Origin of the sequence: Mesorhizobium huakuii, assembly GCF_014189455.1 — a bacterium.
Classification (GTDB): domain Bacteria; phylum Pseudomonadota; class Alphaproteobacteria; order Rhizobiales; family Rhizobiaceae; genus Mesorhizobium; species Mesorhizobium huakuii_A.
Genome location: NZ_CP050297.1, coordinates 88970 through 110238, shown reverse-complemented (window position 1 = coordinate 110238; position 21269 = coordinate 88970). Strand labels below are relative to the sequence as shown.

The 21269-nt window shown below is 60.6% G+C and carries 18 protein-coding genes and 4 pseudogenes; 9 read left to right on the top strand and 13 right to left on the bottom strand.

Annotated features, from left to right (window positions below):
- Positions 1-220: 220 nt before the first annotated feature.
- A complete protein-coding gene (locus HB778_RS35285) occupies positions 221-1258 on the bottom strand; it encodes an IS110 family transposase (RefSeq protein ID WP_183459330.1) in 1038 nt (345 codons plus the stop codon).
- Positions 1259-1426: 168 nt separating this feature from the next.
- Between HB778_RS35285 and HB778_RS35280 the strand changes: the two genes are divergently transcribed.
- The 3 genes from HB778_RS35280 (at position 1427) to HB778_RS35270 (ending at position 3532) form a co-directional block, all read left to right on the top strand.
- The gene (locus HB778_RS35280) at positions 1427-2251 is read left to right on the top strand and encodes an IS5 family transposase (RefSeq protein WP_183465479.1); all 825 of its coding nucleotides are present in this window, start codon (positions 1427-1429) and stop codon (positions 2249-2251) included.
- A 76-nt stretch (positions 2252-2327) separates the two neighbouring features.
- On the top strand, positions 2328-2558 hold the full coding sequence (locus HB778_RS35275; RefSeq protein WP_183465478.1) for a hypothetical protein: 231 nt from the start codon (positions 2328-2330) through the stop codon (positions 2556-2558).
- 602 nt (positions 2559-3160) lie between these two features.
- Positions 3161-3532, top strand: coding sequence for an XRE family transcriptional regulator (locus HB778_RS35270; protein WP_183465477.1), 372 nt, complete (start codon positions 3161-3163; stop codon positions 3530-3532).
- 230 nt (positions 3533-3762) lie between these two features.
- Here the strand turns inward: HB778_RS35270 and HB778_RS35265 are convergent, their stop codons facing one another.
- The 8 genes and pseudogenes from HB778_RS35265 to aztA form a co-directional block, all read right to left on the bottom strand.
- A complete protein-coding gene (locus HB778_RS35265; RefSeq protein WP_183465476.1) occupies positions 3763-4797 on the bottom strand; it encodes a sensor domain-containing diguanylate cyclase in 1035 nt (344 codons plus the stop codon).
- Between the two features lie 81 nt (positions 4798-4878).
- Positions 4879-6696 (bottom strand): sensor domain-containing phosphodiesterase, encoded by a 1818-nt coding sequence (locus tag HB778_RS35260; protein ID WP_183465494.1) that lies wholly within the window; start codon positions 6694-6696, stop codon positions 4879-4881.
- Positions 6697-7042: 346 nt separating this feature from the next.
- Positions 7043-8266 (bottom strand): zinc metallochaperone GTPase ZigA, encoded by a 1224-nt coding sequence (gene zigA, locus HB778_RS35255; protein WP_183465475.1) that lies wholly within the window; start codon positions 8264-8266, stop codon positions 7043-7045.
- Between the two features lie 84 nt (positions 8267-8350).
- Positions 8351-8890 (bottom strand): annotated as a pseudogene (locus HB778_RS42105) (metal-binding protein ZinT); the annotation flags it as partial.
- Positions 8891-8902: 12 nt separating this feature from the next.
- Positions 8903-10113: pseudogene (aztD, locus tag HB778_RS43615) on the bottom strand (zinc metallochaperone AztD); the annotation flags it as partial.
- 102 nt (positions 10114-10215) lie between these two features.
- On the bottom strand, positions 10216-11082 hold the full coding sequence (locus HB778_RS35245) for a metal ABC transporter solute-binding protein, Zn/Mn family (protein WP_244662070.1): 867 nt from the start codon (positions 11080-11082) through the stop codon (positions 10216-10218).
- 165 nt (positions 11083-11247) lie between these two features.
- Positions 11248-12123: a zinc ABC transporter permease AztB gene (gene aztB, locus HB778_RS35240; RefSeq protein WP_183465473.1), complete on the bottom strand. Its 876-nt coding sequence runs from the start codon at positions 12121-12123 to the stop codon at positions 11248-11250.
- Entirely contained in the window at positions 12123-12971 is an 849-nt protein-coding gene (gene aztA / locus HB778_RS35235) for a zinc ABC transporter ATP-binding protein AztA (protein ID WP_183465472.1), read from the bottom strand. Before aztA ends, aztB begins: the two co-directional genes overlap by 1 nt.
- A 152-nt stretch (positions 12972-13123) precedes the next feature.
- Here aztA and HB778_RS35230 point away from each other — a divergent pair.
- The 6 genes and pseudogenes from HB778_RS35230 to HB778_RS35205 form a co-directional block, all read left to right on the top strand.
- A pseudogene (locus tag HB778_RS35230) lies at positions 13124-13495 on the top strand (Fur family transcriptional regulator); the annotation flags it as partial.
- Positions 13488-14681 carry a CobW family GTP-binding protein gene (locus tag HB778_RS35225; protein WP_183465470.1) on the top strand — a complete coding sequence of 398 codons (1194 nt, stop codon included), beginning with the start codon at positions 13488-13490 and terminating at the stop codon, positions 14679-14681. The pseudogene HB778_RS35230 and the gene HB778_RS35225, both read left to right, overlap by 8 nt.
- 25 nt (positions 14682-14706) lie before the next feature.
- The gene (locus HB778_RS35220; protein ID WP_183465469.1) at positions 14707-15711 is read left to right on the top strand and encodes a CobW family GTP-binding protein; all 1005 of its coding nucleotides are present in this window, start codon (positions 14707-14709) and stop codon (positions 15709-15711) included.
- An 84-nt stretch (positions 15712-15795) separates the two neighbouring features.
- Positions 15796-16083, top strand: a complete 288-nt coding sequence (locus tag HB778_RS35215; protein ID WP_183465468.1) for a nitrate reductase — start codon at positions 15796-15798, stop codon at positions 16081-16083.
- Between the two features lie 13 nt (positions 16084-16096).
- Positions 16097-17140, top strand: coding sequence for an NAD(P)/FAD-dependent oxidoreductase (locus HB778_RS35210; protein ID WP_348524773.1), 1044 nt, complete (start codon positions 16097-16099; stop codon positions 17138-17140).
- A gap of 179 nt (positions 17141-17319) precedes the next feature.
- Complete coding sequence (locus HB778_RS35205; RefSeq protein ID WP_183465467.1) at positions 17320-17595, top strand: zf-TFIIB domain-containing protein; 276 nt, start codon at positions 17320-17322, stop codon at positions 17593-17595.
- Positions 17596-18076: 481 nt separating this feature from the next.
- On the opposite strand, the pseudogene HB778_RS35200 reads toward HB778_RS35205, so the two are convergent.
- The 4 genes and pseudogenes from HB778_RS35200 to HB778_RS35185 all read right to left on the bottom strand — a co-directional run.
- A pseudogene (locus tag HB778_RS35200) lies at positions 18077-18537 on the bottom strand (IS6 family transposase); the annotation flags it as partial.
- A gap of 265 nt (positions 18538-18802) precedes the next feature.
- A complete protein-coding gene (locus tag HB778_RS35195; RefSeq protein WP_183465466.1) occupies positions 18803-19375 on the bottom strand; it encodes a glutamate acetyltransferase in 573 nt (190 codons plus the stop codon).
- A 171-nt stretch (positions 19376-19546) separates the two neighbouring features.
- Positions 19547-20422 (bottom strand): hypothetical protein, encoded by an 876-nt coding sequence (locus HB778_RS35190; protein ID WP_183465465.1) that lies wholly within the window; start codon positions 20420-20422, stop codon positions 19547-19549.
- Positions 20423-20554: 132 nt separating this feature from the next.
- Positions 20555-21205, bottom strand: a complete 651-nt coding sequence (locus tag HB778_RS35185; RefSeq protein WP_244662069.1) for a helix-turn-helix domain-containing protein — start codon at positions 21203-21205, stop codon at positions 20555-20557.
- Positions 21206-21269 lie beyond the last annotated feature (64 nt).

Below are 21269 nucleotides of genomic sequence, written 5' to 3'. Positions count from 1 at the left end.
GTCACTCGCTTCTCTTCGCGGTCGGCGCTCTGGCCGCCGCATGATGGGGTCAGGAGAGCGAGGCGTCTCAATCTGTTTCACGACTTTGCCGAGTTTTGGCCGGCAGGTTCGGGACTCTCAACGAGATCGCCTCGCCCATCGTCCCCACGGAACGATCCGGGCATCGCCGTTTCGGGCGAAGGCTTTGTTCGTGTTGCGTGTTCCTTTGATTGGCCTCGGTTCACGCCGCCGCCGCGGCAGGCTCCTTTCCAAAGCGGAATTCGGTTGCCTCGGCCCACATGCGATGCAGGATGACCGCCAGCTTGCGGGCCACCGCCACCCGCGCCCGCGCCATGCCCCGGCGCCTGGCGATGGTCATGCCCCAGGCCCTGAGGCTCGACCACTTCTTCGATCGCACGAGCAGCGAATGCGCTGCCTCGTAGAGGGCGGTGCGGGCGAGTTCATCGCCGCAGCGGCTGACCCTTCCCTGGATGTCGGTCTCGCCGGACTGGTAGCGCGCCGGCGTCAGCCCCAGATGCGCTCCTACCGCCCGCGACGAGCCGAACCGCTCCGGCCGGTCGATCGTGGCGCGGAAGGCAAGCGCGGTGATCGGCCCGACGCCCGGCGCGCTCATCAGCCGCCGGCAGACTTCCTCCTTGCGCACGATATCGAGAACCTGCTTGGTCAGGCGGGCGAACTCTCCCAGCATGACGGCGAGGATCGCAAGCAGCGGCTCGACCATCGCCATCATCTGGGCGTCGGCGCCGGCCAGTTCCCGCACGCGGCCGGCAAAAGCGCTGCGCGACGGCAAGCCCAGTTTGACGCCGGCCTCGCGCAGCATCGCCCGCACCACGTTCTCGATCGAACGCATCTCGTTCAGCACCGTGCGGCGGGCAACCAGCAGCGAGCGCCAAAGCCGGCACTGCCGGCTCTTGACGTGCACCTGCTGATACCAGCCGGTGCGCATGATCTGCGCCAGCGCGCGGGCGTCATTGCGATCGGTCTTGTTGGGCATGGTCTTCATCGCCGCATTGGCCTGCCGCGTCTCGATGCAGATCGCCGGCAAGCCTTCGGCGTGCAATCCATCGTGAAGCCAGGCCGTCAGCGAGCACGCTTCCAGGCCGATCCGCTCAAGCGGCAAGCCGGTCCCCTTCAGCGCGTCACACAACGCCTGCGGATCGCTCAACGCTCTCGCCTCCTTCACGATCCGGCCAGTCTCGTCGACAATGCAAATAGAGGTCTCTTCCAAAGACACGTCCAGTCCGGCAAAGTACTTCATGGCTGCTCCTTCCAAATGTTTGTGGCGACTCACATCGACCACGTTTTCACATTTCGACAGGAGCAGCCGCCATCATCTGGCTCGGCCGAGACCCCAATCACCCCATCTGTTTTGAAAATCGGCTTGCTATGGGTTCCGTCTGAGGCTGGGTTATGATTCAAGCTGTGGATGTGGACAGAGCAGAGCCGTGGCCGGATGGCCCAGATTGCCAAGAAGACCAAGCGCTACCCGTCTGATTTGACGGACGAGGAGTGGGAGCAGTTCGCACCGCTGATGCCCAAGCCTGGGCGTCGCGGGCGTCCGCGCGAGGTTGATTTCCGGGAGGTGGTCAACGCGGTGCGCTACCTGGTCCGCTCCGGTTGCGGTTGGCGGATGCTGCCGATCCATTTCGGACCCTGGCAGACGGTCTACGGCTGGTTCCGCGAATTGGCGCGGCGCTTTCTGTTCCAGACCATCCACGACGTGGCGCTGATGCTGGATCGCGAGCGAGCCGGGCGCGAGGCCAGTCCCACGGCTGGCGTGATCGACAGCCAGTCGGTCAAGGCTCCGCAAGCTGAAACAAGGGGTTACGACGCCGGCAAGAAGATCGTCGGCCGCAAGCGACACATTGCCGTCGATACGGATGGACGGCTGTTGATGGTCAACCTCACCACCGCCGATATCTCCGACAGTGCTGGCGCTCAGGCGATCCTGGATGGTATCCGCAAGCGCTGGCCCTGGGTCAAGCATCTGTTCGCCGACGGCGCCTATGACCGGCTGAAGCTCATGGACAAAGCCACCTATCTCGACTTCGTGGTCGAGATCATCCGTCGATCCGACGACCAGAAGGGCTTCGAAGTCTTGCCCCGCCGCTGGGTCGTCGAGCGGACCTTCGGCTGGATGACCCGATGGCGCCGCCTCGTGCGCGACTACGAGCAGCGCATCGACGTCTCTCACGCCATGATCCTTGTCGCAATGGGCGGCAATCTCATCCGTCGAAACGCTCATCCGTGAATTTCAAAACGGACTCTAAGGGCGTCGCTGCTTGAGAGCTAAGAACGCACTCTCGCCCGTCTATGAGGCGCAAGAGATGCTGAAACGCTACCTTCCTAGTTGCACGCTATATCCTGCCAACCTAGCGCTGCTTCAGCGTGTGTTTGACCAGGTGTGTTGCGAGCGCGCCTACGAGGCACAATCGCTAGATGCGGAGATTGCGGCAACGACATTGCTGCACCTGTTTCAGCATGGGATGACCAATGAGGCCGCACTTTTGGCGGAAATGCGAAGATGGCAGCAAGAATTCATCCGACGAGCGAGCTGAGCTGGCGCAAACGCGAGTGATGCCGACCTTTGATCGCAAGAGAGAGCGCCAAAGCAGAGATAGTGGTCCACACAAGAATACTTCACGCATTGCCCTGGTGGGCGTCCAGCCCATTTTCGTAAATCCGCTTTAGCACGTCGCAGGCAGTCTCGGCACGCTGGCGCGCGCAGCCGATAAGCATTTTTTCCTCCCAACATCGCAGGCGCACCAGCGATGTCGTCCCATACCGTCCGTTACCAGACTGCTCAGGAACGCAGCTAAATCTAGGTTGGCTATCTTCCATCTGCGCAAACGAGTAGGAAGCCTGTTGGTTCAACAGCCGCTCATATTTCGGGGCAGAAACGGGTCGTCGGGGGCGACGACGAAGGCAACTGAGAGGCAACCTTATTGAGACAAACCTTTCAACGAATAGCGCGTGGCGGCTAGTCCGGTTGCACGCCCGCAAACCGCCGCAGTCCTGGTCCCCGGAGTTCGATGTAAGCCAGGAGGTTTGATCCAACGCGCCGTGCGGCATTCTGAGAACATTCACTATACAATATAATCGCATTGCGGCATTGATGGTCTCCGCAGGCGGCAGGTGCCTCTCTGGAGTTCGTCCATTCATGTCGCGCGTCCGCAAGCCCCAGCCGGTCGATCATTCCATCCTCAATGAAATGCTGGCGCTGCACCTCCAGCAGCTTGAGATCCAGAATGGTGGGATGGAGGCCTTCCTCTCCAAGACGGGGTTGGCGCGAGGGACCTACTACACGATGCTGCGCGGCATCGGAAATCCAACCCTGAAGACAATCGAGCGCATCGCTTCCAAGCTCAATATGACCGTATTCGAGTTGCTGGGCTTCGAGATTGACGATGCGCGCAGGGCGCTGAAGAAGCGCGGCGTCGACTATGATGAGCTGACCTCAGCCATCCGGAAAAAAGATGAAGCTACCCGGCGTGTAGTGCGGCAGACCCGGTCGCAGAAGCTATTGGGCTAAACTAAGCTCGTGTTCACGACCTCATCCTTGTTACGCGCAACCTGATGATTTCGCTGGCCGCGGTGGCCGCCTACTGAACCCGTTCAAGGGTCCGCCAGAAGAACACTCAGCGTAGTCGAGGTGATGGCTCATGGCCGAAAACCCCCGCGCTCAATGCGTGTGTATGGCCCAGACCAACGAAATCGGGACCGTCTGGCTGAGTCGGTGCGCGAGGCTGTAACGTCCTTTGATCAGGCCGCGTCGGGACCTTCCGATGCGAGGAGCAGTGCGGCTTCGACGCGGTTTCGGCCTTTGTGCTTGGCCTTGTAAAGGGCGGTGTCGGCGGCGAGAAGCAGGCCTTCCGGCATCCTGATTGTCCCGCCCGATCGTGACAGTGCGGTCGCTGAACCAATGCTGACTGTGACGCGTCCGCCGCCTTCCGGATTGTCGCCATGAGGCAGCCCGAGGTTTTCTATTGCCAGCCTCAGCCGTTCCGCTATTTCAAGTGCTCCCTCGCTGTCGGTATCAGGCAAGATGACGGCGAGCTCTTCCCCGCCGTATCGTGACGCCAGATCCCCGGGACGATGAAGCACGTCTCTTATAGCGGCAGCGACGGCACGAAGACAATCATCGCCCACCTGATGACCGTATTTGTCGTTGAAGCCTTTGAATCGATCGATATCGAGCAACAGCAAGGACATCTGTCCAGCGCTGCGAACGGTGCGTCGCCATTCCCTGTCCAAGGTCTCGTCGAAGGCTCGGCGGTTGCCCAGACCGGTCAGTCCGTCCGTCATCGCAAGCGAGCGGAGTTGTTCTTCGAGCCGTTTGCGTTCTGTGATATCTCTCATGATCAGCACGAAGTCGCCTGGAACGCCAGTTAGCGGATCACGGACGATGCGCGCCTTGCTCTCCACCCAGACAGTTTTCCCATCCTTGCGCCGGATCTCGATCGCAAGCGGCTCGCCTTCATCTGCGCCGGCAAGCAAGAGCGCGGCTGCCGCAGCGATGTTTTGAAGATGCTCCGGCGGGACGAACATTTCCGGACCATGCCCAACCATTTCCTCCGGGAGCCATCCCAGAAGCCGGGTGCATGACGGTGAAACGTAGCGTGCCTTCGTGTCCGGCCCGAGTTGCATGATGACGTCACCGCTGTTCTCAGTGAGCATCCGGAAATCCGTTTCTTCCGGATGAATGTCCGAACGGATAGCCAGGCCTGCCGATGACTGCCCGGACCCGGGGCGACCGAAAGCCTTGCGAATGAGCTGTGACGCGGATGGCAGGCGCATAATTGTTCCCTTCTGGCTCTTTTCTGCGGGCGCCGCAGCATTCTTTATCGGCCGTTCAAGCCTCCCCAGGTGAGATTTCTGTCAGGCGATTAGATCGATTGGGTTCGCTATCCCGCCCGCCATCCTAGTCTCCCCAGCAGGTGGTCGCCCGAACCGCTTCAAAAGGCCTTTCGCTATTTGACGTGGTACCGCTTGCGAAAACAAATACCCCTGACCCAGCGGGCATCCGATCTCCGCAAGTAAACCGGCCTGGGCTTCGTTCTCGATTCCTTCGGCGATCACCTGGAGGTCGAGTTTGCGGGCGATGCCGATCAAGCCCTCGACGATCGCCAGGCTCGGATCTCCCTGGACAAGGCGGTCAATGAAGGATTTGTCGATCTTGATGATATCGACCGGCACCGTCAGCAGATGCGTGAGCGAAGCGAAACCGGTTCCGAAATCATCGAGCGCGACGCGCAGGCCATGGGCGCGCAGCGCCTTGATTTCCCGAGCGACGAGGGGATCACGCTGCCCGAGATAGACCGACTCCGTGACCTCCAGAATGATGTGCTTCAACGGAACGTTCTCGCGGCCGAACGCGGCTTCGAGACGCGCGTAAAGCGTGCCGCTATGAAAATCGGCTGAGGTAATGTTGATACCGACATGCTGCAACGGAATACCTTGATCCAGCCACGAGCGCGCGTCCGCTGCGACGATCGCCATCATGCGTTCCGTCAGATTCGAGGCGACGCTGACATCGGAGGTCGCCTGGTGAAAAGCGGCGGCGGAAACGATCTCTCCATCCGGCTTGCGAAGGCGGCAGAGGGCCTCCATGCCGATGATCTCGCGGGTGTGGAGCCGCAGGATCGGCTGATAGAACGCGTCGATCCGGCCTTCGCGCAAAGCCGCGTCAACATCGCGGATCACCTCGATCCGGGTCTTGATTGTGCTGCCGATTCCCGGCGAGTACAGCACGAAGCCACCTCGCGAAGTTTCCTTGGCGTGGTAGAGCGCGAAATCGGCATTTTGGCGCACGCTTTTCGCATCGACGTCCCCCGCCGACAGCACTGCGCCGCCGATGGTGGCCTGTGCCAGGATCATGTGCCCGTCGCAGTTGGCGGGCACAGCCAGAGTGCCGAGAATATGACGCGCCGTGATCTCGATGCCAGCGGGCGCTCCGGCTCGCTGAAGGATTACGACGAACTCGTCGCCGCCCATGCGAAACACACGGTCAGGCGCTACGCTTTCGGCGAGACGTGATCCCACCGCCTGTAGCAAAGCATCGCCGGCGGCATGGCCGAAGGTGTCGTTGATGGTCTTCAGGTTGTCGAGGTCGATGATCAGGACCGCCCAGGCGCTCGGTTGGCCAAAGGACAGCCGCTCCAGGGCGACGTCCAAACTCGCCCGGTTCGGCAGGTTGGTGAGGGCATCGATATAGGCGCCGTGCTCTCGCTCGACGACCCGCCGGTGACGCTCAAGCGCGATGGCGCACAGAGAGGTACAAGAGGCGACAACCTTCTCCTCGCGAGGGGTGGGGCCGCGTTTCTCCGGAAAGTACAGGGCAAAGGTGCCGAGCACAGCGCCCTCTGCATCGCAGATCGGGCTCGACCAGCAGGCCTTCAGGCCCAGCGCCAGGACTGGCTCCTTGAAGCTGACCCAACGCGGGTCGGTCGCGATGTCCTTCGCAGCCACGGCTTTTCCGAGATAGGCCGCACTGCCGCAGGAGCCCACCAGCGGGCCGATCATCAGGCCTTCGAGAAGAGCCATATATTCATTCGGCAAGCTGGAACCTGAGAGGGGATGCAGCAAGCCGTTACCGTCAACGCGCAGAACGGAACATCTGACGTCCGGCAACAGTTTCTCGATCTGGTGGCAAAGACGGTCCGTCGTCGCTTCGAGCGTTTCGCCCCTGGCGATCATTTCGAGAATATTGTTCTGGAGATGCAGCACGTTAACCGCCAATACGTGTGCCTAAATACCCTGTAGCATTCCTGGTGAAATCACCCTGATAAGGCGCAGCGCACAAGATGACAGTGTCAGGTAATTCTTTATAAGTGTTATCTTTCGCCACTAACAAACCGCCAGGAACCATTGATCAGAGGCAGAAGGCAGTTGGGATGCAGATGGCCGAGAAAGGCGGATGCAGGTCCACGGATTTTCAGGTAAGTACAAGGGCGAGGCTGTCGGTCCCCCCTCAGACTGGCAGCCAAGCAGCGGACTGCGTTCCCAATAGTTTCAGCGTGAAACCCGGCCGGCATTTCAACGCTCATGCGACCTGTTTCTCCCAGCTGGGAAACGGGTCAGGCAGATCGCGCCAGCGACCAGGAGTGAAGTCGAGTTCGGGCACAAGACAGGCATCGAGTTCGGCCCGCAGGGCCGCCTCGTTCATCGGATCGCAGCCGATGAAGACGATCTCCTGCCGGCGGTCGCCCCAGATCGGATCGAGATAGGGCTTCATCGCGGCCTTCCATTCGGGATGATCCGGCCATTGATCCTTTGGCACGGAAGCCCACCACAGCCCTCGCTTGCCGGTGCGGATGAGCGCGCCAGCCTGGCTGATCTCGCCGACATAGTGGGGCCGCGTGGCCAGCCAGAAGAAACCTTTCGTTCGCACGACGCCGGGCCACGATCTGTCGGTGAAGTCCTTGAGCTTCATCGGGTCGAAGGGCCGCCGCTCGCGGTAGACGAAGGAACGGATGCCGTATTCCTCCGTCTCGGGCACGTGGTCCTTGAAACCGTTCAACTCCTTGAACCAGAGCGGGTGCTGCTCGGCCTTCGTGAAGTCGAAGCGGCCGGTGTTGAGAACCTTGTCCAGCGGCACCTGCGCAAAATCGACCTCGATCAGTTCTGCATCGGGATTGAGCGAGCGGACGATCTTTCGCGCCAGATCGAGATCGTGCGGCGAGGCGGCCGACACCTTGTTCATCACGACGACGTTGGCGAACTCGATCTGCTCGACCAGCAGGTCGACCAGGGCGCGGTCGTCGCCATCGCCTGCTGTTTCGCCGCGGTCGCGCAGGAAATCCCGGGAGGAATAGTCCTTCAGGAGGTTGGCGGCATCGACGACTGTGACCATCGTGTCGAGGCGCGCGACGTCAGACAGGCTTTCGCCATTTTCGTCGCGGAAATCGAAGGTGGTGGCGACGGGCAGGGGCTCGGCGATACCCGTGCCCTCGATCAGCAGATAGTCGAAGCGGCCTTCCTGCGAGAGCTGGCGAACCTCCTTCAAGAGGTCGTCACGAAGCGTGCAGCAGATGCAGCCATTGGTCATCTCGACCAGCTTTTCGTCGGTGCGCGAGAGGTTTGCACCGCCGTCACGCACGAGGGAAGCGTCGATGTTCACCTCGCTCATGTCGTTGACGATGACAGCAACGCGGCGTCCCTCGCGGTTGTTGAGCACATGGTTGAGAAGCGTGGTCTTGCCGGCGCCGAGGAAGCCGGAAAGCACGGTGACGGGCAGGCGGTTCGAGGATGTGGCTGTGTCAAGCATGGCGAGCCTCTGGTCGTGCGGACGTGCGCAGGGGGCGCCCGGCCTGTGCGGCTGGGCGCGGACGATGCAGGCGGATGCCTGCGGTCAGTGCGCCATCATCTCGCGCACGATTTCCTCCGCATGCAGGGACGACGGATAGTAGGTCGGCCAGTTCGTCACTTCCTCCAGCAAGGCGGCGCGATCATTGCCCCAGTAGAGGTGGTAGTGGTCGGCTGCCTCGGGCGCGATCTTGTGGTCGCTGAACTGAATGTATTGCGGCGCGGCGGCGTCGCCCTCGGTCTTCTTGAAGATGAAGCGCACGCCACGATTGCCCTTCTTGTAGGTCAGGATCTCATAGCCGTCGCTGGCGTAGCGGGCCTCAAGCGGCTTCCCGCCCTCGAAGAAGGCCACGGTGTCGCCATCGATCGTGATCCGCTCGACGTTGGTCCGATAGCCGATCTCGTAATAGGCGCGGTACTCGTCCGCGCTCTGGTCGCCGCTCTCCGCATTATGAGCCATGACTGGATCGAGCGTTCCATCCTTCAGGTAGGGATAGACCGACTGCCAATCCCCGGCCCAATCCGAAAGGGCGCGCTGTTTGATCTGGTCGTCCTCAAAGTAGCCCTTGTAGATCTGTTGGACCGCCGGATCGTGGCTATGTGCGTGATCTTTCTCAGCTGCTTGATCGTGGACCTTGCCGCTTCCGCCGACGGCCACGATGTTGAAGGGCTTGCCCTCCACGGCGATCTCGCCGGTCCTGGTGAACGATCCCGCCGAAACGAGATGGAGCTTGCCTCCCAGCGGGTCGGTCACGACGATGTTGTCCCCTGCCACGGCGATGCGCGGCCGCGGATCGTTCCAGTGGCCGTCCATCGAATAGGGGTCGGTCAGCCTGAGCGTATTGGCGATCTTGGCGGCGATGATATCGAGCTGGTGAAGCTGGCCGTCCTCCGTGAAAACATAGGCGAACTTCGGCCGCACCGAATCGACAGCAAAGTGCACGCGCCGGGTCGGCAACTCGATCAGGCGGAAGGCGTCTCTGTCGGCTGTCGGATCGATCAGAACGACCTTGTCGGGGCCGTAGTTGCCGAGGAAATATTGCAGTCCCCGGCCGCCAATCAACGTGGTCGATTTGCCGTCCGGCAGGTTGTCCGCATAAGGCACATGCCGGATCTCCGGCCCGCCGTCTCCATTCGCGACGATCAGCAGGCCCGTTGTGCAGGCGAAGGCCAGAATGTTGCCGGAAGACGCCTCGCCGTGAAGATCGGGGCACGCGGCGATGTCGCCGACCTGGGCGCCGGCCTCGTCAACGGTCCTGATGCCGACCGGGAGTTCGTCGGGCTTCTCCTTGTTCGGCTCCGATAGAAGGACATGGGAGCCATAGGCGACTGCGACGCCGTGCTGCGGCGCGTCCGTCTTGATTTCGTGAAAGTCCGACTTCCCTTCCAGCACCGCTTTCTCCGAGATGATGCGAGCGACACCTTCCCCGTCGAAAAAGCCGCGAACTCGCCGTCGTGTTCGACAAAGTGCGAAGGTTTTTGGCCCGCGATCTCGGTGCCGGTAAGCTTCGGCGCCTCGACGTCGATGTCGCCATGATCGCCGTGGTCGTCGAAGGAAATGCCGCTTGCGATGGCCGTAACCGCGCCGGCATCGCCCTGCACCGCGAATACGGTGCGGCCTCTATTACTGCGGTACAGCGATGCCGGCGCCTTGACCGTGAACGTGTCGAGCGTCTCGCCCTTAACGGCATCTATGACGGTCACCTTCGGCTGTTCGCGGTCCGTGACGAAAAGACGCCAGGCCGTCACTTCGTCGGCAAAAGCAGCACCTGCCGGCAGCGAAAGGAACAAAGCTACGGCGCGGCGCAAGCAAGTCTTATATTCATGTCTCTCTCCTTAATGTTATTACATAACGTAGCAAACCGAAAGAAAAGGCGGATTGCTCCGCCTCTTCGGTGACGCCCTGGATGCTCAGCTCCCGAGAATGGCGCCTTTGATCGTGCTGACGTTGTGCTTCATCATGTCGATGTAGGTTGCAGCCGGTCCGCTCTCGTCCGACAGCGCATCGGAATAGAGTTCACCGCCCACTTTCAGGCCCGTCTCGCTGGCTATCTGCTCGACGAGACGCGGATTGCTGATGTTTTCCACGAAGATTGCCGAAGCCTTGTCTTCCATGATTTGCTTGATCAGAGCAGCAACGTCCGCCGCCGAAGCATCCGATTCCGTGGAGACACCCTCTGGAGCGAGGAACTTCAGTCCGTACTCGTGTTCGAAATAGCCGAACGCGTCGTGCGAGGTGATGATGACGCGCTTGTCTTCGGGGATTTCTGCCACGACCGCCTTGATCTCACCCTCCAGCGCCTCAAGCTTCTCGCCATAAGCCTCGGCGTTCGCCTTGTAGGCGTCGCAGCCGGCGGCATCTGCGGCGCAGAATGCGTCGGCGATGTTTTTCACATAGACTTCGGCATTGTGAACCGACTGCCAGGCATGCGGGTCGAACTCACCATGGTGATGGTGACCTTCTTCGCTCGCGTGCTCGTGGCCCTCCTCGGCGTGCTGATCGCGTCCCGATTCGGCTTCCTCGTGCTTCTGCTCGCCTTCAGCGGCTTCATCGTCGTGATGCTCCTCCTCGGCATTCTTCAGAACCTCGCCACCTTTCGTCAGTTCCACGATCGGCGCCTTGGTACCGCTCGCCTCGACGAGTCGCTGGAGGAAGCCTTCAAACTGCAGACCGTTGACGAGCACAACGTCAGCCGCGCCGACCGCAGCCGCGTCGGCGGGCTTCGGTTCATAGACGTGGGCATCGCCGTTCGGCCCGACGAGCGTGGTGATCGTCACGCGATCGCCGCCGACATTTTTGGCGAAGTCGGCGATGATCGAGAAGCTGGCGACGACCTTCAGGTTCTCGGCCGAGGCGGTGGCAAGGGCGGCGGGAAACAATGATATGACGCTCACGGCGGCGGCAAGCTTCAGCATTCTGGACATTTGATCGTCTCCTTCTGTTCAGGCGGTACGGTGAGAAGCGTGACGGACGCGCGTGGCGAGAACGCCGCGCGTGCCGGCTATGATGGAAAGCAGGTAGACCACGCCGGCCGACAGGATGATGGCCGGGCCTGAGGGTAGCGAGGCGTGATAGGAAAGGAGTAGGCCGGAGATGCAGGAGGCCACGCCGATCGCGACTGCCAACAGGCACATCGGCTCGACGCGTGAAGTCCAGAAGCGCGCGGCCGCGGCCGGCAGCATCATCAAGCCGACCGACAACAGCGTGCCAAGCGCCTGGAAGCCGCCGACGAGGTTGAGCACGACCAGCCCGAGGACGATGAAGTGGACCGGCGGGCCAAGCCGCGACACCGAGCGCAGGAACAGCGGATCGAGGCATTCCGCGATCAGACCGCGCCAGAAGATCGCAAGTGCCGCCAAGGTCACAATGGTGATCGTGCCGATCAGGCTCAGGGCATCGTTGTTTAAGGCCAGTACAGTGCCGAACAGCACGTGCATGAGATCGACATTGGAGCCGCGCAGCGACACAATCAGCACGCCGAGCGCCAGCGAGATCAGGTAGAAGGCGGCAAGAGAGGCGTCTTCCTTCTGGATGGTCAGACGAGATACGGCGCCGGCCCCCAGAGCCACGACCACGCCGGCAGCCAGTCCGCCCAGTGTCATCGGGATGATCTGCAGGCCGTAGAGCAGGAAACCGGTGGCGGCGCCGGGCAGGATCGCATGGGCCATCGCATCGCCTGTCAGACTCATCCGGCGCAGCATCAGGAACACGCCAACCGGGCAGGCGCTGACAGAGAGCAGCAGCGCGCCGAGCAGCGCCCGCTGCATGAAGGCGAACTCGACGAAAGGCGCAATCAGGTATTCGTAGAGAAGGAGCATCAGGCTGCGCCCCTGTGACCGGCATTGCTCGCTTGCGCCGGCTGCTCGAGTGGCCCGTGGTGCGCCAGTCCGTCCGCAGGACGATGATCGTGGGCATGTGCGTCGCTGTGAACATGCTCCTCGGGCGGGCACCATGGCGCATCTTCATCCCATGCCTCGTGGAACTGCCGCGCGCGCAACAGATTCTCTGGCGCGAGCGTCTTTCGGGCCTCGCCCCATGCCACCGGACGGCGGGCCAAGAGCAAGGCTTCGCGAAAGTGCTGCCGCACGACATCGAAATCGTGGACGACCACCATGATCGTGCGCTGTTCTCCGTGCCAGCGCTTGATGAGGTCGATCAGGTCGGCGACGGTTCTTGCGTCGATGGCGTTGAAGGGCTCATCGAGCAGGATGAGATCCGCATCCTGCACCAGTACCCGCGCGAACAACGCCCGCTGCAACTGGCCGCCCGACAGCGTGTCGATCGGCCGCTTCTCGAAGCCCTCCATCCCGACGGCCGAAAGCGCTTTTGCGACCGCTTCACGGTCCTCGGGGCGATAGCGGCCGAGAAGACCGCGCCGAGGCCACAGGCCAAGCGAGACCAGATCGACGACGCGGGCCGGAAACGACCGGTCCAGTTCCGACAGCTGCGGCAGATAGGCGACCTTCACGCCCTGCGTGACGGTGCAGGCGCCGGCCATCGGCTTCAGGACACCGACGATTCCCTTCATCAAAGTCGACTTGCCGGATCCGTTCGCACCAACCACCGCAGTCAGCGACCCCTTGGCGACCACCCCATCCAGGTGATGAACCGCCGGATGGCTGTTGTAGCCCAGCGTCAGGTCTTCAAAGGTCACGCATGCAGACATTCGTACCTCCCAACGGAAGCCGATGCGGCTCCTGCTCTTGACGGTCGAGTATGTTATGTTATTACGTTCGTCAATCAAAACGTTATACCATCACGCCATGAACGCTATCGTCACATCCCCCCGCAGCAGCCACGAACCGCCGACACGGACGGAATCGCCAGCTCGTGCGCGAGGCTTTGGAGCAAGCACAAAAGCCGATGAGCGCGTACGAACTCCTCGAGCTTCTGCGTGAGGACGGGTTGCGCTCTCCGCTCCAGGTCTATCGCGCCCTGGAACAACTCATCGAAGACGGCGCCGCCCACAAGATCGAGAGCCTCAGCGCTTTCGCGCTCTGCACACGCGCCGAGTGCGGCACGGACGATCATGCGATCTTTGCGATCTGCACGAAGTGCGGCCGGGCCGAGGAGTTCCGCGATCATGCGCTGGAGCGCGTGTTGCGCCGGCTTGCCAGGAGGGAAGGCTTTCGCGCGAAGGCCGCTGCCGTCGAGTTGTCGGGCCTGTGCGAAACCTGCGCCCATGGATAAGATACCGGTCTTCGTGTTGACCGGCTTTCTTGGCGCCGGAAAATCGACTCTTCTGGATCGGCTGCTCGCCGATCCGGCCTTTTGCGACACGGCTGTCATCATTAACGAGTTCGGCGACGTCGCGCTCGACCACGACCTCGTGCGCGTCGGCGAAACGCAGGTTGCCCGCACGACGACAGGATGCCTCTGCTGCACGATCGGCAGCGATATTCGCTCGACCCTGCACGAACTCCACGTGTTGGCGGGCGCCGGCGAGATCTCCTTTGACCGCGTCATCGTCGAAACCACGGGGCTCGCCGATCCGGCGCCCCTGGTGAACCAGCTCATGCCGGGCGGCTCCCCGGCCTTTGGTCTGCGCGATCATCTTGTCGCGCGAAATTTCGTTGTCGAGCGAAATTTCGAGCTGGCGGGCGTCGTCACCCTCTTCGACATCGTCACGGGCGAACTATCGATCGAAAACCATTTTGAGGCCGCCAAGCAGATCGCTTTCGCCGACCGCATCGTCCTGACCAAGTCCGATCTGGCGAGCGATCCGGCCTCGCTTCGGGATATCGAGAGCCTCAGGGCACGGCTGGCTGCGCTCAATCCCGCTGCGCCGATCGACAACTCCCACCAGTCCGGATTCGATCCCGCCGAGCTGTTTCAGCGACGCGTTTATGCACCCGCATCGCTCGGCGACGACGTGATCGGCTGGCTGGCGCTCGAGGAAGCCATCCGCGGTGATGGCGGTCACGGTTCGAATGGGACCGCCAAGCCGGGAGCATCCCCCTTCGCGCGCCGCGGGGGACGAATCCGCACCTTTGCGATCACCCGTGAGTCGCCGATCGGACGAGACGCATTCCAGACGTTTCTTGGCCTGCTGTCGATGTCCGCGCGACCTCGACTGCTCAGGGTCAAGGGTCTTCTACACGACCGCGATGAGCCGCAACGCCCCCGCGTCATTCATGCGGTCCAGCACGTCGTCTACCCGCCGGCAATCCTCGACGGCTGGCCGAGCGCAGATCGCCACACCCGCCTCGTCTTCATCACCGACGGCATCGACCCGGAGCCGGTGCGGCAGCTCTTTGAAGCCGCCCTTGACGGCAAGCCGATCAAGGCAGGACGGGCGCTGAGGCAACTCGCCTCGGCTGTTGCAGAAACCTTCAGATCAGGGGCGACCCAGTTGGCGCGCGCCCTGACTGGTTGACCAAAGAAACATCCAGGAGACGATCATGTCCGCCCAACCTGCTGAACAAACACCCGTCACCGTGCTCACCGGTTATCTCGGCGCCGGCAAGACGACGCTCTTGAACCGCATCCTCTCCGAACAGCACGGCAAGAAATACGCCGTGATCGTCAACGAGTTCGGTGAAGTCGGCATCGACAATGACCTCATCGTCGATGCCGACGAAGAAGTGTTCGAGATGAACAATGGCTGCATCTGCTGCACCGTACGCGGTGACCTGATCCGCATCATCGAGGGGCTGATGCGGCGCAAGGATCGCTTCGACGCCATCCTCATCGAGACGACTGGCCTCGCCGACCCGGCACCGGTCGCACAGACCTTCTTCGTCGACGAAGAGGTGCGCCAGAAGACGAAGCTGGACGCTATTGTTACCGTGGTCGACGCCAAGCATCTGCTGGGCGAGATCGACCAGGCCCATGAGGCGCAGGAACAGCTTGCCTTCGCCGACATCGTGATCCTCAACAAGACCGATCTGGTGACGGTCGAGGAACTGGCCGCCGTCGAGGCGCGCATCCGCAAGATCAACCCGACGGCGACGATCAGGCAGTCCACGCGCTGCGACGTGCCGCTCGACCAGGTGCTCAACCGCGGAGCCTTCGACTTGGACCGCGTTCTGGAATTCGAGCCGGACTTCCTGGAGGGAGACCACGATCATGACCATGATGATCATGTCACGAGCTTCTCGCTTGTCACCGAGCAGCCGCTCGACCCGAAAAAATTCCTGCCCTGGGTGCAGATGATCACGCAGCGCTTCGGCATGGATATCCTGCGCGTGAAGGGTATCCTCTCCTTCAAGGACGATGACGATCGCTTCGTGGTTCAGGCCGTTCACATGCTGCTCGAAGGCGATCACCAGCGCCCCTGGAAGGACAATGAGCAGCGCGTCAGCCGTCTCGTCTTCATCGGCCGCAACCTGCCGAAGGACATTATTGAGGACGGCTTCCTGAAGTGCCGGGCCGAACCGGATCACGTCACCGCGCTGAGCGTATAAGCCCTCAACGCATTCATGGTCGGATTCCGTCGCCTCCAAGCCGGAGGCGACGGAACCTTTGCGGATCGCGGAGCCACAACAAGAATGAATCGTTTCGCGAACCCGTTCGCGCCGCGCCGGGCGCTTCCGGAAAAGACTCGGCAGATCAAGGTCTGGGTGCGCGAGCTTTGTAAGCTGGACGATGCTGTCGTCGTGTCGATCACCGAGCTCGCCTGCCGCGATGATGATTGTCCCGACATAGAGACCGTCATCGGGATCATGCGGCCGGGCAAGAAGATCGAGACGATCCGCATCCACCGGTCCATCGCAGAGGTAATGAGGGAGGATGTCGCCGGGGCTGTCAGCGACCGGAATCGAGCACTCCCGGACTGAAAGGATCCAGTTGATGCGTTTTGGAGTGATCATCATCGGGGGCGGCTACGCCGGAATGGCCGCCGCCCTGCAGTTGCTCCGGGCGCGGCGCCAGGTCCTCATCATCGATGCCGGGCAGCGTCGCAACCGCTTCGCCAGCCACTCGCATGGCTTCCTGACGCAGGACGGTGCCGATCCCGCTGAGATCGCCAATCGTGCACGCGAGCAGTTGTCGAGATACGGGACGTTGAGCTGGATCGACAGAACGGCCGAAAGGGCAGAGGGAACACGCGATGCCTTCAAAGTGACGCTGGCCGACGGGAACGTGGCCGAGGGCAACCGTCTCCTCTTTGCCACCGGCGTTTCCGATGCGCTGCCGGACGTGGAAGGGCTGGCGGAGCGATGGGGTAGAAGCGTTTTCCAATGCCCCTACTGCTACGGCTACGAACTCGAGCAGGGCAGGCTTGGCGTCATCGCCACCGGAGCCGGTTCTTTGCACCAGGCCCTGTTTCTACCGGAGTGGGGAGACGTGACTCTGATGACCAACGGCGCGCTGAGCCCCGGCAACGGCGAGCGGGCAGAACTTCGCCAACCGCGGCCTGAAGATCGAGGAACGGCTGATTGCGCGGCTGGAAGGCGAAGCCGATGTTCGATTGGCGGATGGACAGGTGCTGTCATTTGCGGGGCTCTTCACGACTTCACGCTGTCGGCCCGCGACACCCCTTGCAGAAACACTCGGCTGCGAATTGGAGGAGATGTCGTTCGGGTGGCAAATCAAGGCCGACCCGCAGAAGGAGACCAGCGAGGCCGGCCCGTGGAAAGAGAGGTGCGCCTGTTTACTGCCTGGATGCGTCCGGTGCAACTCCACCATATCGGGATAATCCGTCGTTTCGGAAATGACGCTGATGATGATCCGTCGTGGCCCTGTGATCCGGAGCCCCTTCGAGCGGCACATTGCTTCGACTATTTCCCTTTGTTCTGGCGCGGGCTGGTTTGGTTCCATGAGGGCTATTGGCCCGCACTTTCCGCTATGAAGCAAGAGCTCAGTTTCACGCCGGAGGCAGAACGGCGCAACTGATGGCCCAGCTCGTGGATTAGCGCTCCGAAGTCCGTATTTGGGAACTGATAAGGACAAGCTGGCCTTCCTTCTGAACGAAAAGGTTCTGCTCCATGTTTCGAATGAAGGATCGGATCGCTTGAACGCAATCGCCGGGGGCCCCATCTAGGACGTGGTATTTAGTAACCGAGGAGCAGAACATGAAATGTCCGATCGATGATGTCGCGCTCGTGATGTCCGAACGCCAGGGGATTGAGGTGGACTACTGCCCAAAATGCCGGGGTGTCTGGCTTGACCGAGGCGAACTCGACAAAATCATCGAACGCTCCGCCGCAATTGAAGCCCCGTCACGATATGCCGAAGAACCGCGCTTCCGGGAGGAGACACAGCGTGATGGATCACGCGGTGATCGCGATCACTCCTATTCCAACCACAGAAAGAAAAAGTCGATGCTTGGAGAGCTTTTCGATTTCTAGAGGTGACCAAGGTCACCAGCGAATTGAACAGGTCGAGGCCAGCATCGCGCGTCCTCTTGACTGACACCGAAAACGGCGAATCAAATCATCCATGAACGCAAAAAGGCACCCGAGAATCGACACCGGCACGCTGTCGGGGACGTACCGGTTATTCCCGGTCACCAGGACGACCATCTGGACGCCTTGTCGCCCAATAGAAGCTGAGGAATATGCCCGCAGTTAATCGCTCGTTAATCATGCGGGGCGTAGCCAAGAAGCGTCACTACAACTGCCCAATCGATTGTGACCTTAAAGACCCGGCACCCAATCCCTCCAGATTGTGCCGGGTCTTTTTGTTAGCGAGGGCAAGGGCTGAGAGGTAGTTCTGTGCATGGCGATCGTATCGTGTTGCGATGCGACGCCAATTCTCGAGCTTGCAGAACATGCGCTGGCGTTGTCACGTTGTTTGAAATGTGGCCGCGTGAGGCCGACACCGCGCTTTTCAGGCAGGCCGTGCACTCACGGCTTCCCACGCGGCCATTGCCTGGCGTCGATGGGTTCGAATTTGTGCTGCGGAGCGGTTGGTCTGGGATGGGACGAAGAGATTTCGGACGGCGGAGAAGATCGACACGAAATGCTGCAATGAGCCGACCGACCGGAAACCCTGTCGCGTTCGTTCCCGTTTTCGGAACGGCAGGTGAGAATTCTCCGCCCGGTTGTTAAGCCTTTATGCGAGCGGTGTTCCAAGTTCGGCATGAGCTGGCGTTTGGCCGCCCCGTAGGAGCGCAGTTTGTCGGTGATCATACGCTTTGGCGGCAGACCCTGCTTCTTCAGAAGTCGCGTCAGCAGGCGCCTGGCGGCCTTGGTGTTGCGACGCGTCTGGGCAATCTCGTCGAGCACATATCCGTCCTGATCAACCGCTCTCCACAACCAGCATTTCTGACCGTTGATGCGCACCACGAGTCGAGTGGCCTGGGGGAATTTCACCCCCAGGCTCTCACAGATCCGGACGTGAGCGTCTCCACTCATCCGGCTCCTACCGTCCAGCCGTTGCCCGATACAGCAATCGCCAATGTGCAAACAGCGCTGGCTCCCGACGCCTTACGTCCTGGACCCAGTACCGCGCACGCCGACGATGGCGTCTCAGGCCAGATCGCCGATGCAGGCCGCCGAAAGCCGATCGCCGTGCATCAAGGCGGCTAGCTGAATGTGGAGTCTGGCATAGGGATCAGGGCAAGACGCGCAGGTAGTACGGTGAGTCACTCGGCGGCCCGAAGCGGCCGAAAACCTGCGCGATAGTGGACTGCGTATGCTTGTTTGACAGGTTCAGGGACGCCTTCAGCAAAGTGGAGGTGAGGGCGAAACTGCCAAGGCTTCCACGGTCGAAAACAGCAAGGCAGGTTAAAGATAAATGGATTTCCGCGGAGTCGGATTGATCCAGGATGAGGCAATTGAATGCAGTCGGTTCGTCGTATTTGCTCAGATAAATACTGATTGGCTTCGCCAGATCGAACGCCGCTTTGGCGCCGTCGGCAGCATTCGCGCAAATTGAAGCAAAGGCATCGGGTAATTCCGCAACGGCCATCGTGCGGTTCAGCGTCATCGAAGTCGTGGCGGTTTCCACCTGGTTCGGTACCATTTGCATGGCGTTCTGCCACGTACTAGCATCCAAATTCAGAGTGGGGCCTTCGGATAGCTTCTGAATCAAGGCAGAGCAAATCCTCTCCGCTTCGAGCGGTCCGCTGCTCGGCGGGCCGACCACCAGGAAAAGGCCCGCACTTGTTTTCTCGAATGGGTTCATGGTTGCTTTCTTATGGAAGCGGGGCCGGAGTTCGCCGGCACCGCGGACAGAGCATCGCCAGTTCACAAAGGATTTCCGGACTGCTCCTTATTGCATCTATAAAGCCGGCAGGATTCGTCGAATCCACGCCGTGGGTTGGGTGCGCTGCTTTCGCGACCAAAAGCCAGAGGATCAGACCTGGGGCGTGATATCTTGTTGCGGCGTCGAGCCGCCGTTAAAGAAGTTCTTGGCGTTCGTAAACTGCTTGGTGGAGTTCTTATTCACGATCTCCTGGAAGTTTTTGTAATCGGGGCCGCTTTTGCGGATCCGGCGAGTCTGAACGAGGCTGGTGACCTCGTTGTAGTTTATGTCAACGTTGACGTACTGTGTCGACGAGCAAGAGGAGTTCAGTTCAAGGAAGTACTCTTTGAACTCGATTTGGCGCAGAACGATTGCTCCGTAGTCATAATATCCGCCTGCCCCGTTATCGAGAAGGTAGCTTTGATAGGTGCATGTCAGAGCCTTATACTGCTGCGCCTTGCTGTTGGCACTGAAGGTCAGGTTGCCCATCTCCGTCAGGAAGGACTTGAAATCTGTTAGCAGAGACACCCCGTCGGTGACGATCGCCTTCGCGATCAAGGAGAGGAACTTGGCTGAAACAGAGGTGCCAACAAACTTGTTTGAGTAACATTTCTGTTTTTGCCCTCCGATCGAAAGATCAGGAATGTTTCCTACAACGTTCGTCCAGGTGTTTATGTCAAGTTTTTTTGAGTCAATGTTGGGGTAATGGGTATGCATGTAGTCGTGAATGAGTCCTCCTATCGCCAGAAGGTTGTCCTGATTTTCATTCATGATGCCGCTGTACGTCGGGTCCTCGGTCTTCTGACCAATGAGGTGAAACTGTACTGTTCCTTGATCGTTGGCGATCGTTTCATCACTGGGGCGCGTAGCACCTGTCTGGGCCAAAACCAGGGGCTTGGCGTAGAAAAACGCGCACGCCGCCTCGTAGTTCTTGTCCGAATAGCCCTGTTCATGTCCTTGAACATTCGCTGCGACTGCGTTCAACATGCTTATCTTCCTGTTCTGAGCGTTGCTGTGAAAGCGGTAAAGTGCCTGGAGTGCGTAAACGCTTGAGTATCAGATGATCTTTGCGTGTACTCACTGGCTGTATACCAGCTCGTTCCGGTCCCCACCTTTGCGTCAGACAGACTTTTCTCTGCGCGCTACCATTTTGCGATAGCGGAGCGGTGAGAGCCCATGAATCGCCTTGAATGCCGTGGAGAAGTTGTTGCTGTTCTCGTAGCCAAAGGATTCCGCGACCTCGGCGACGCTTTCATGCCCGCTTCGCAAGCGGGCGGCAGCCTCCGTCATCCGGTAGTGCCGTAACCAGGTCATAGGCCCGCAGCCAAAGGAAGCCTCGAAGCGGTTGACGAGCGTTGTCTTATTGGTCCCGGCTATGCGCGCCAGTTTGCTGAGGGCGATCTGCTGATCGACCCGCTGCGCCAGCAGATCGCACGCCTTCTGAACGAGGGGATCGGCTGAGAAGAATAGCGGGGCAGAATGCCGCGCGATCTGAGCGACGCAGGCGGTAAGTCTGCTCAGAACTTCCTGCTTGATCAGCGGCCACATCAGGTAATCGGAATACCCGTTAGAGAAAATCGCCTTTCGGTCCAGCCTGTCTTCGGAAACCAGGGCCAGTTGCACCAGTCCGGAAGAGAGCTTCGCATGACCGTGCTTATGTTGCTCCGATTCGCGGCAATCGACGATGACGATTTGCGCGGAGCGCCCTAGCCGCAACAGACGGTGCTCAAGGATTTCGATCTGCCGCAGAGAACTCGCGATTTGTGCCAATGATTTACATGCCACAGGGTCCGAACCAATATACGCGGTCAGAATGGATGCATGCACCTCGGAG

What these genes read in the sequence shown, in the direction of transcription:
- HB778_RS35285 (WP_183459330.1), bottom strand. Translation starts at nt 1,258, where the DNA reads ATGAAGTACTTTGCCGGACTGGACGTGTCTTTGGAAGAGACCTCTATT.
- HB778_RS35280 (WP_183465479.1), top strand. Translation starts at nt 1,427, where the DNA reads ATGTGGACAGAGCAGAGCCGTGGCCGGATGGCCCAGATTGCCAAGAAG.
- HB778_RS35275 (WP_183465478.1), top strand. Translation starts at nt 2,328, where the DNA reads ATGCTGAAACGCTACCTTCCTAGTTGCACGCTATATCCTGCCAACCTA.
- HB778_RS35270 (WP_183465477.1), top strand. Translation starts at nt 3,161, where the DNA reads ATGTCGCGCGTCCGCAAGCCCCAGCCGGTCGATCATTCCATCCTCAAT.
- HB778_RS35265 (WP_183465476.1), bottom strand. Translation starts at nt 4,797, where the DNA reads ATGCGCCTGCCATCCGCGTCACAGCTCATTCGCAAGGCTTTCGGTCGC.
- HB778_RS35260 (WP_183465494.1), bottom strand. Translation starts at nt 6,696, where the DNA reads ATGATCGCCAGGGGCGAAACGCTCGAAGCGACGACGGACCGTCTTTGC.
- zigA (WP_183465475.1), bottom strand. Translation starts at nt 8,266, where the DNA reads ATGCTTGACACAGCCACATCCTCGAACCGCCTGCCCGTCACCGTGCTT.
- aztB (WP_183465473.1), bottom strand. Translation starts at nt 12,123, where the DNA reads ATGCTCCTTCTCTACGAATACCTGATTGCGCCTTTCGTCGAGTTCGCC.
- aztA (WP_183465472.1), bottom strand. Translation starts at nt 12,971, where the DNA reads ATGTCTGCATGCGTGACCTTTGAAGACCTGACGCTGGGCTACAACAGC.
- HB778_RS35225 (WP_183465470.1), top strand. Translation starts at nt 13,488, where the DNA reads ATGGATAAGATACCGGTCTTCGTGTTGACCGGCTTTCTTGGCGCCGGA.
- HB778_RS35220 (WP_183465469.1), top strand. Translation starts at nt 14,707, where the DNA reads ATGTCCGCCCAACCTGCTGAACAAACACCCGTCACCGTGCTCACCGGT.
- HB778_RS35215 (WP_183465468.1), top strand. Translation starts at nt 15,796, where the DNA reads ATGAATCGTTTCGCGAACCCGTTCGCGCCGCGCCGGGCGCTTCCGGAA.
- HB778_RS35210 (WP_348524773.1), top strand. Translation starts at nt 16,097, where the DNA reads ATGCGTTTTGGAGTGATCATCATCGGGGGCGGCTACGCCGGAATGGCC.
- HB778_RS35205 (WP_183465467.1), top strand. Translation starts at nt 17,320, where the DNA reads ATGAAATGTCCGATCGATGATGTCGCGCTCGTGATGTCCGAACGCCAG.
- HB778_RS35195 (WP_183465466.1), bottom strand. Translation starts at nt 19,375, where the DNA reads ATGAACCCATTCGAGAAAACAAGTGCGGGCCTTTTCCTGGTGGTCGGC.
- HB778_RS35190 (WP_183465465.1), bottom strand. Translation starts at nt 20,422, where the DNA reads ATGTTGAACGCAGTCGCAGCGAATGTTCAAGGACATGAACAGGGCTAT.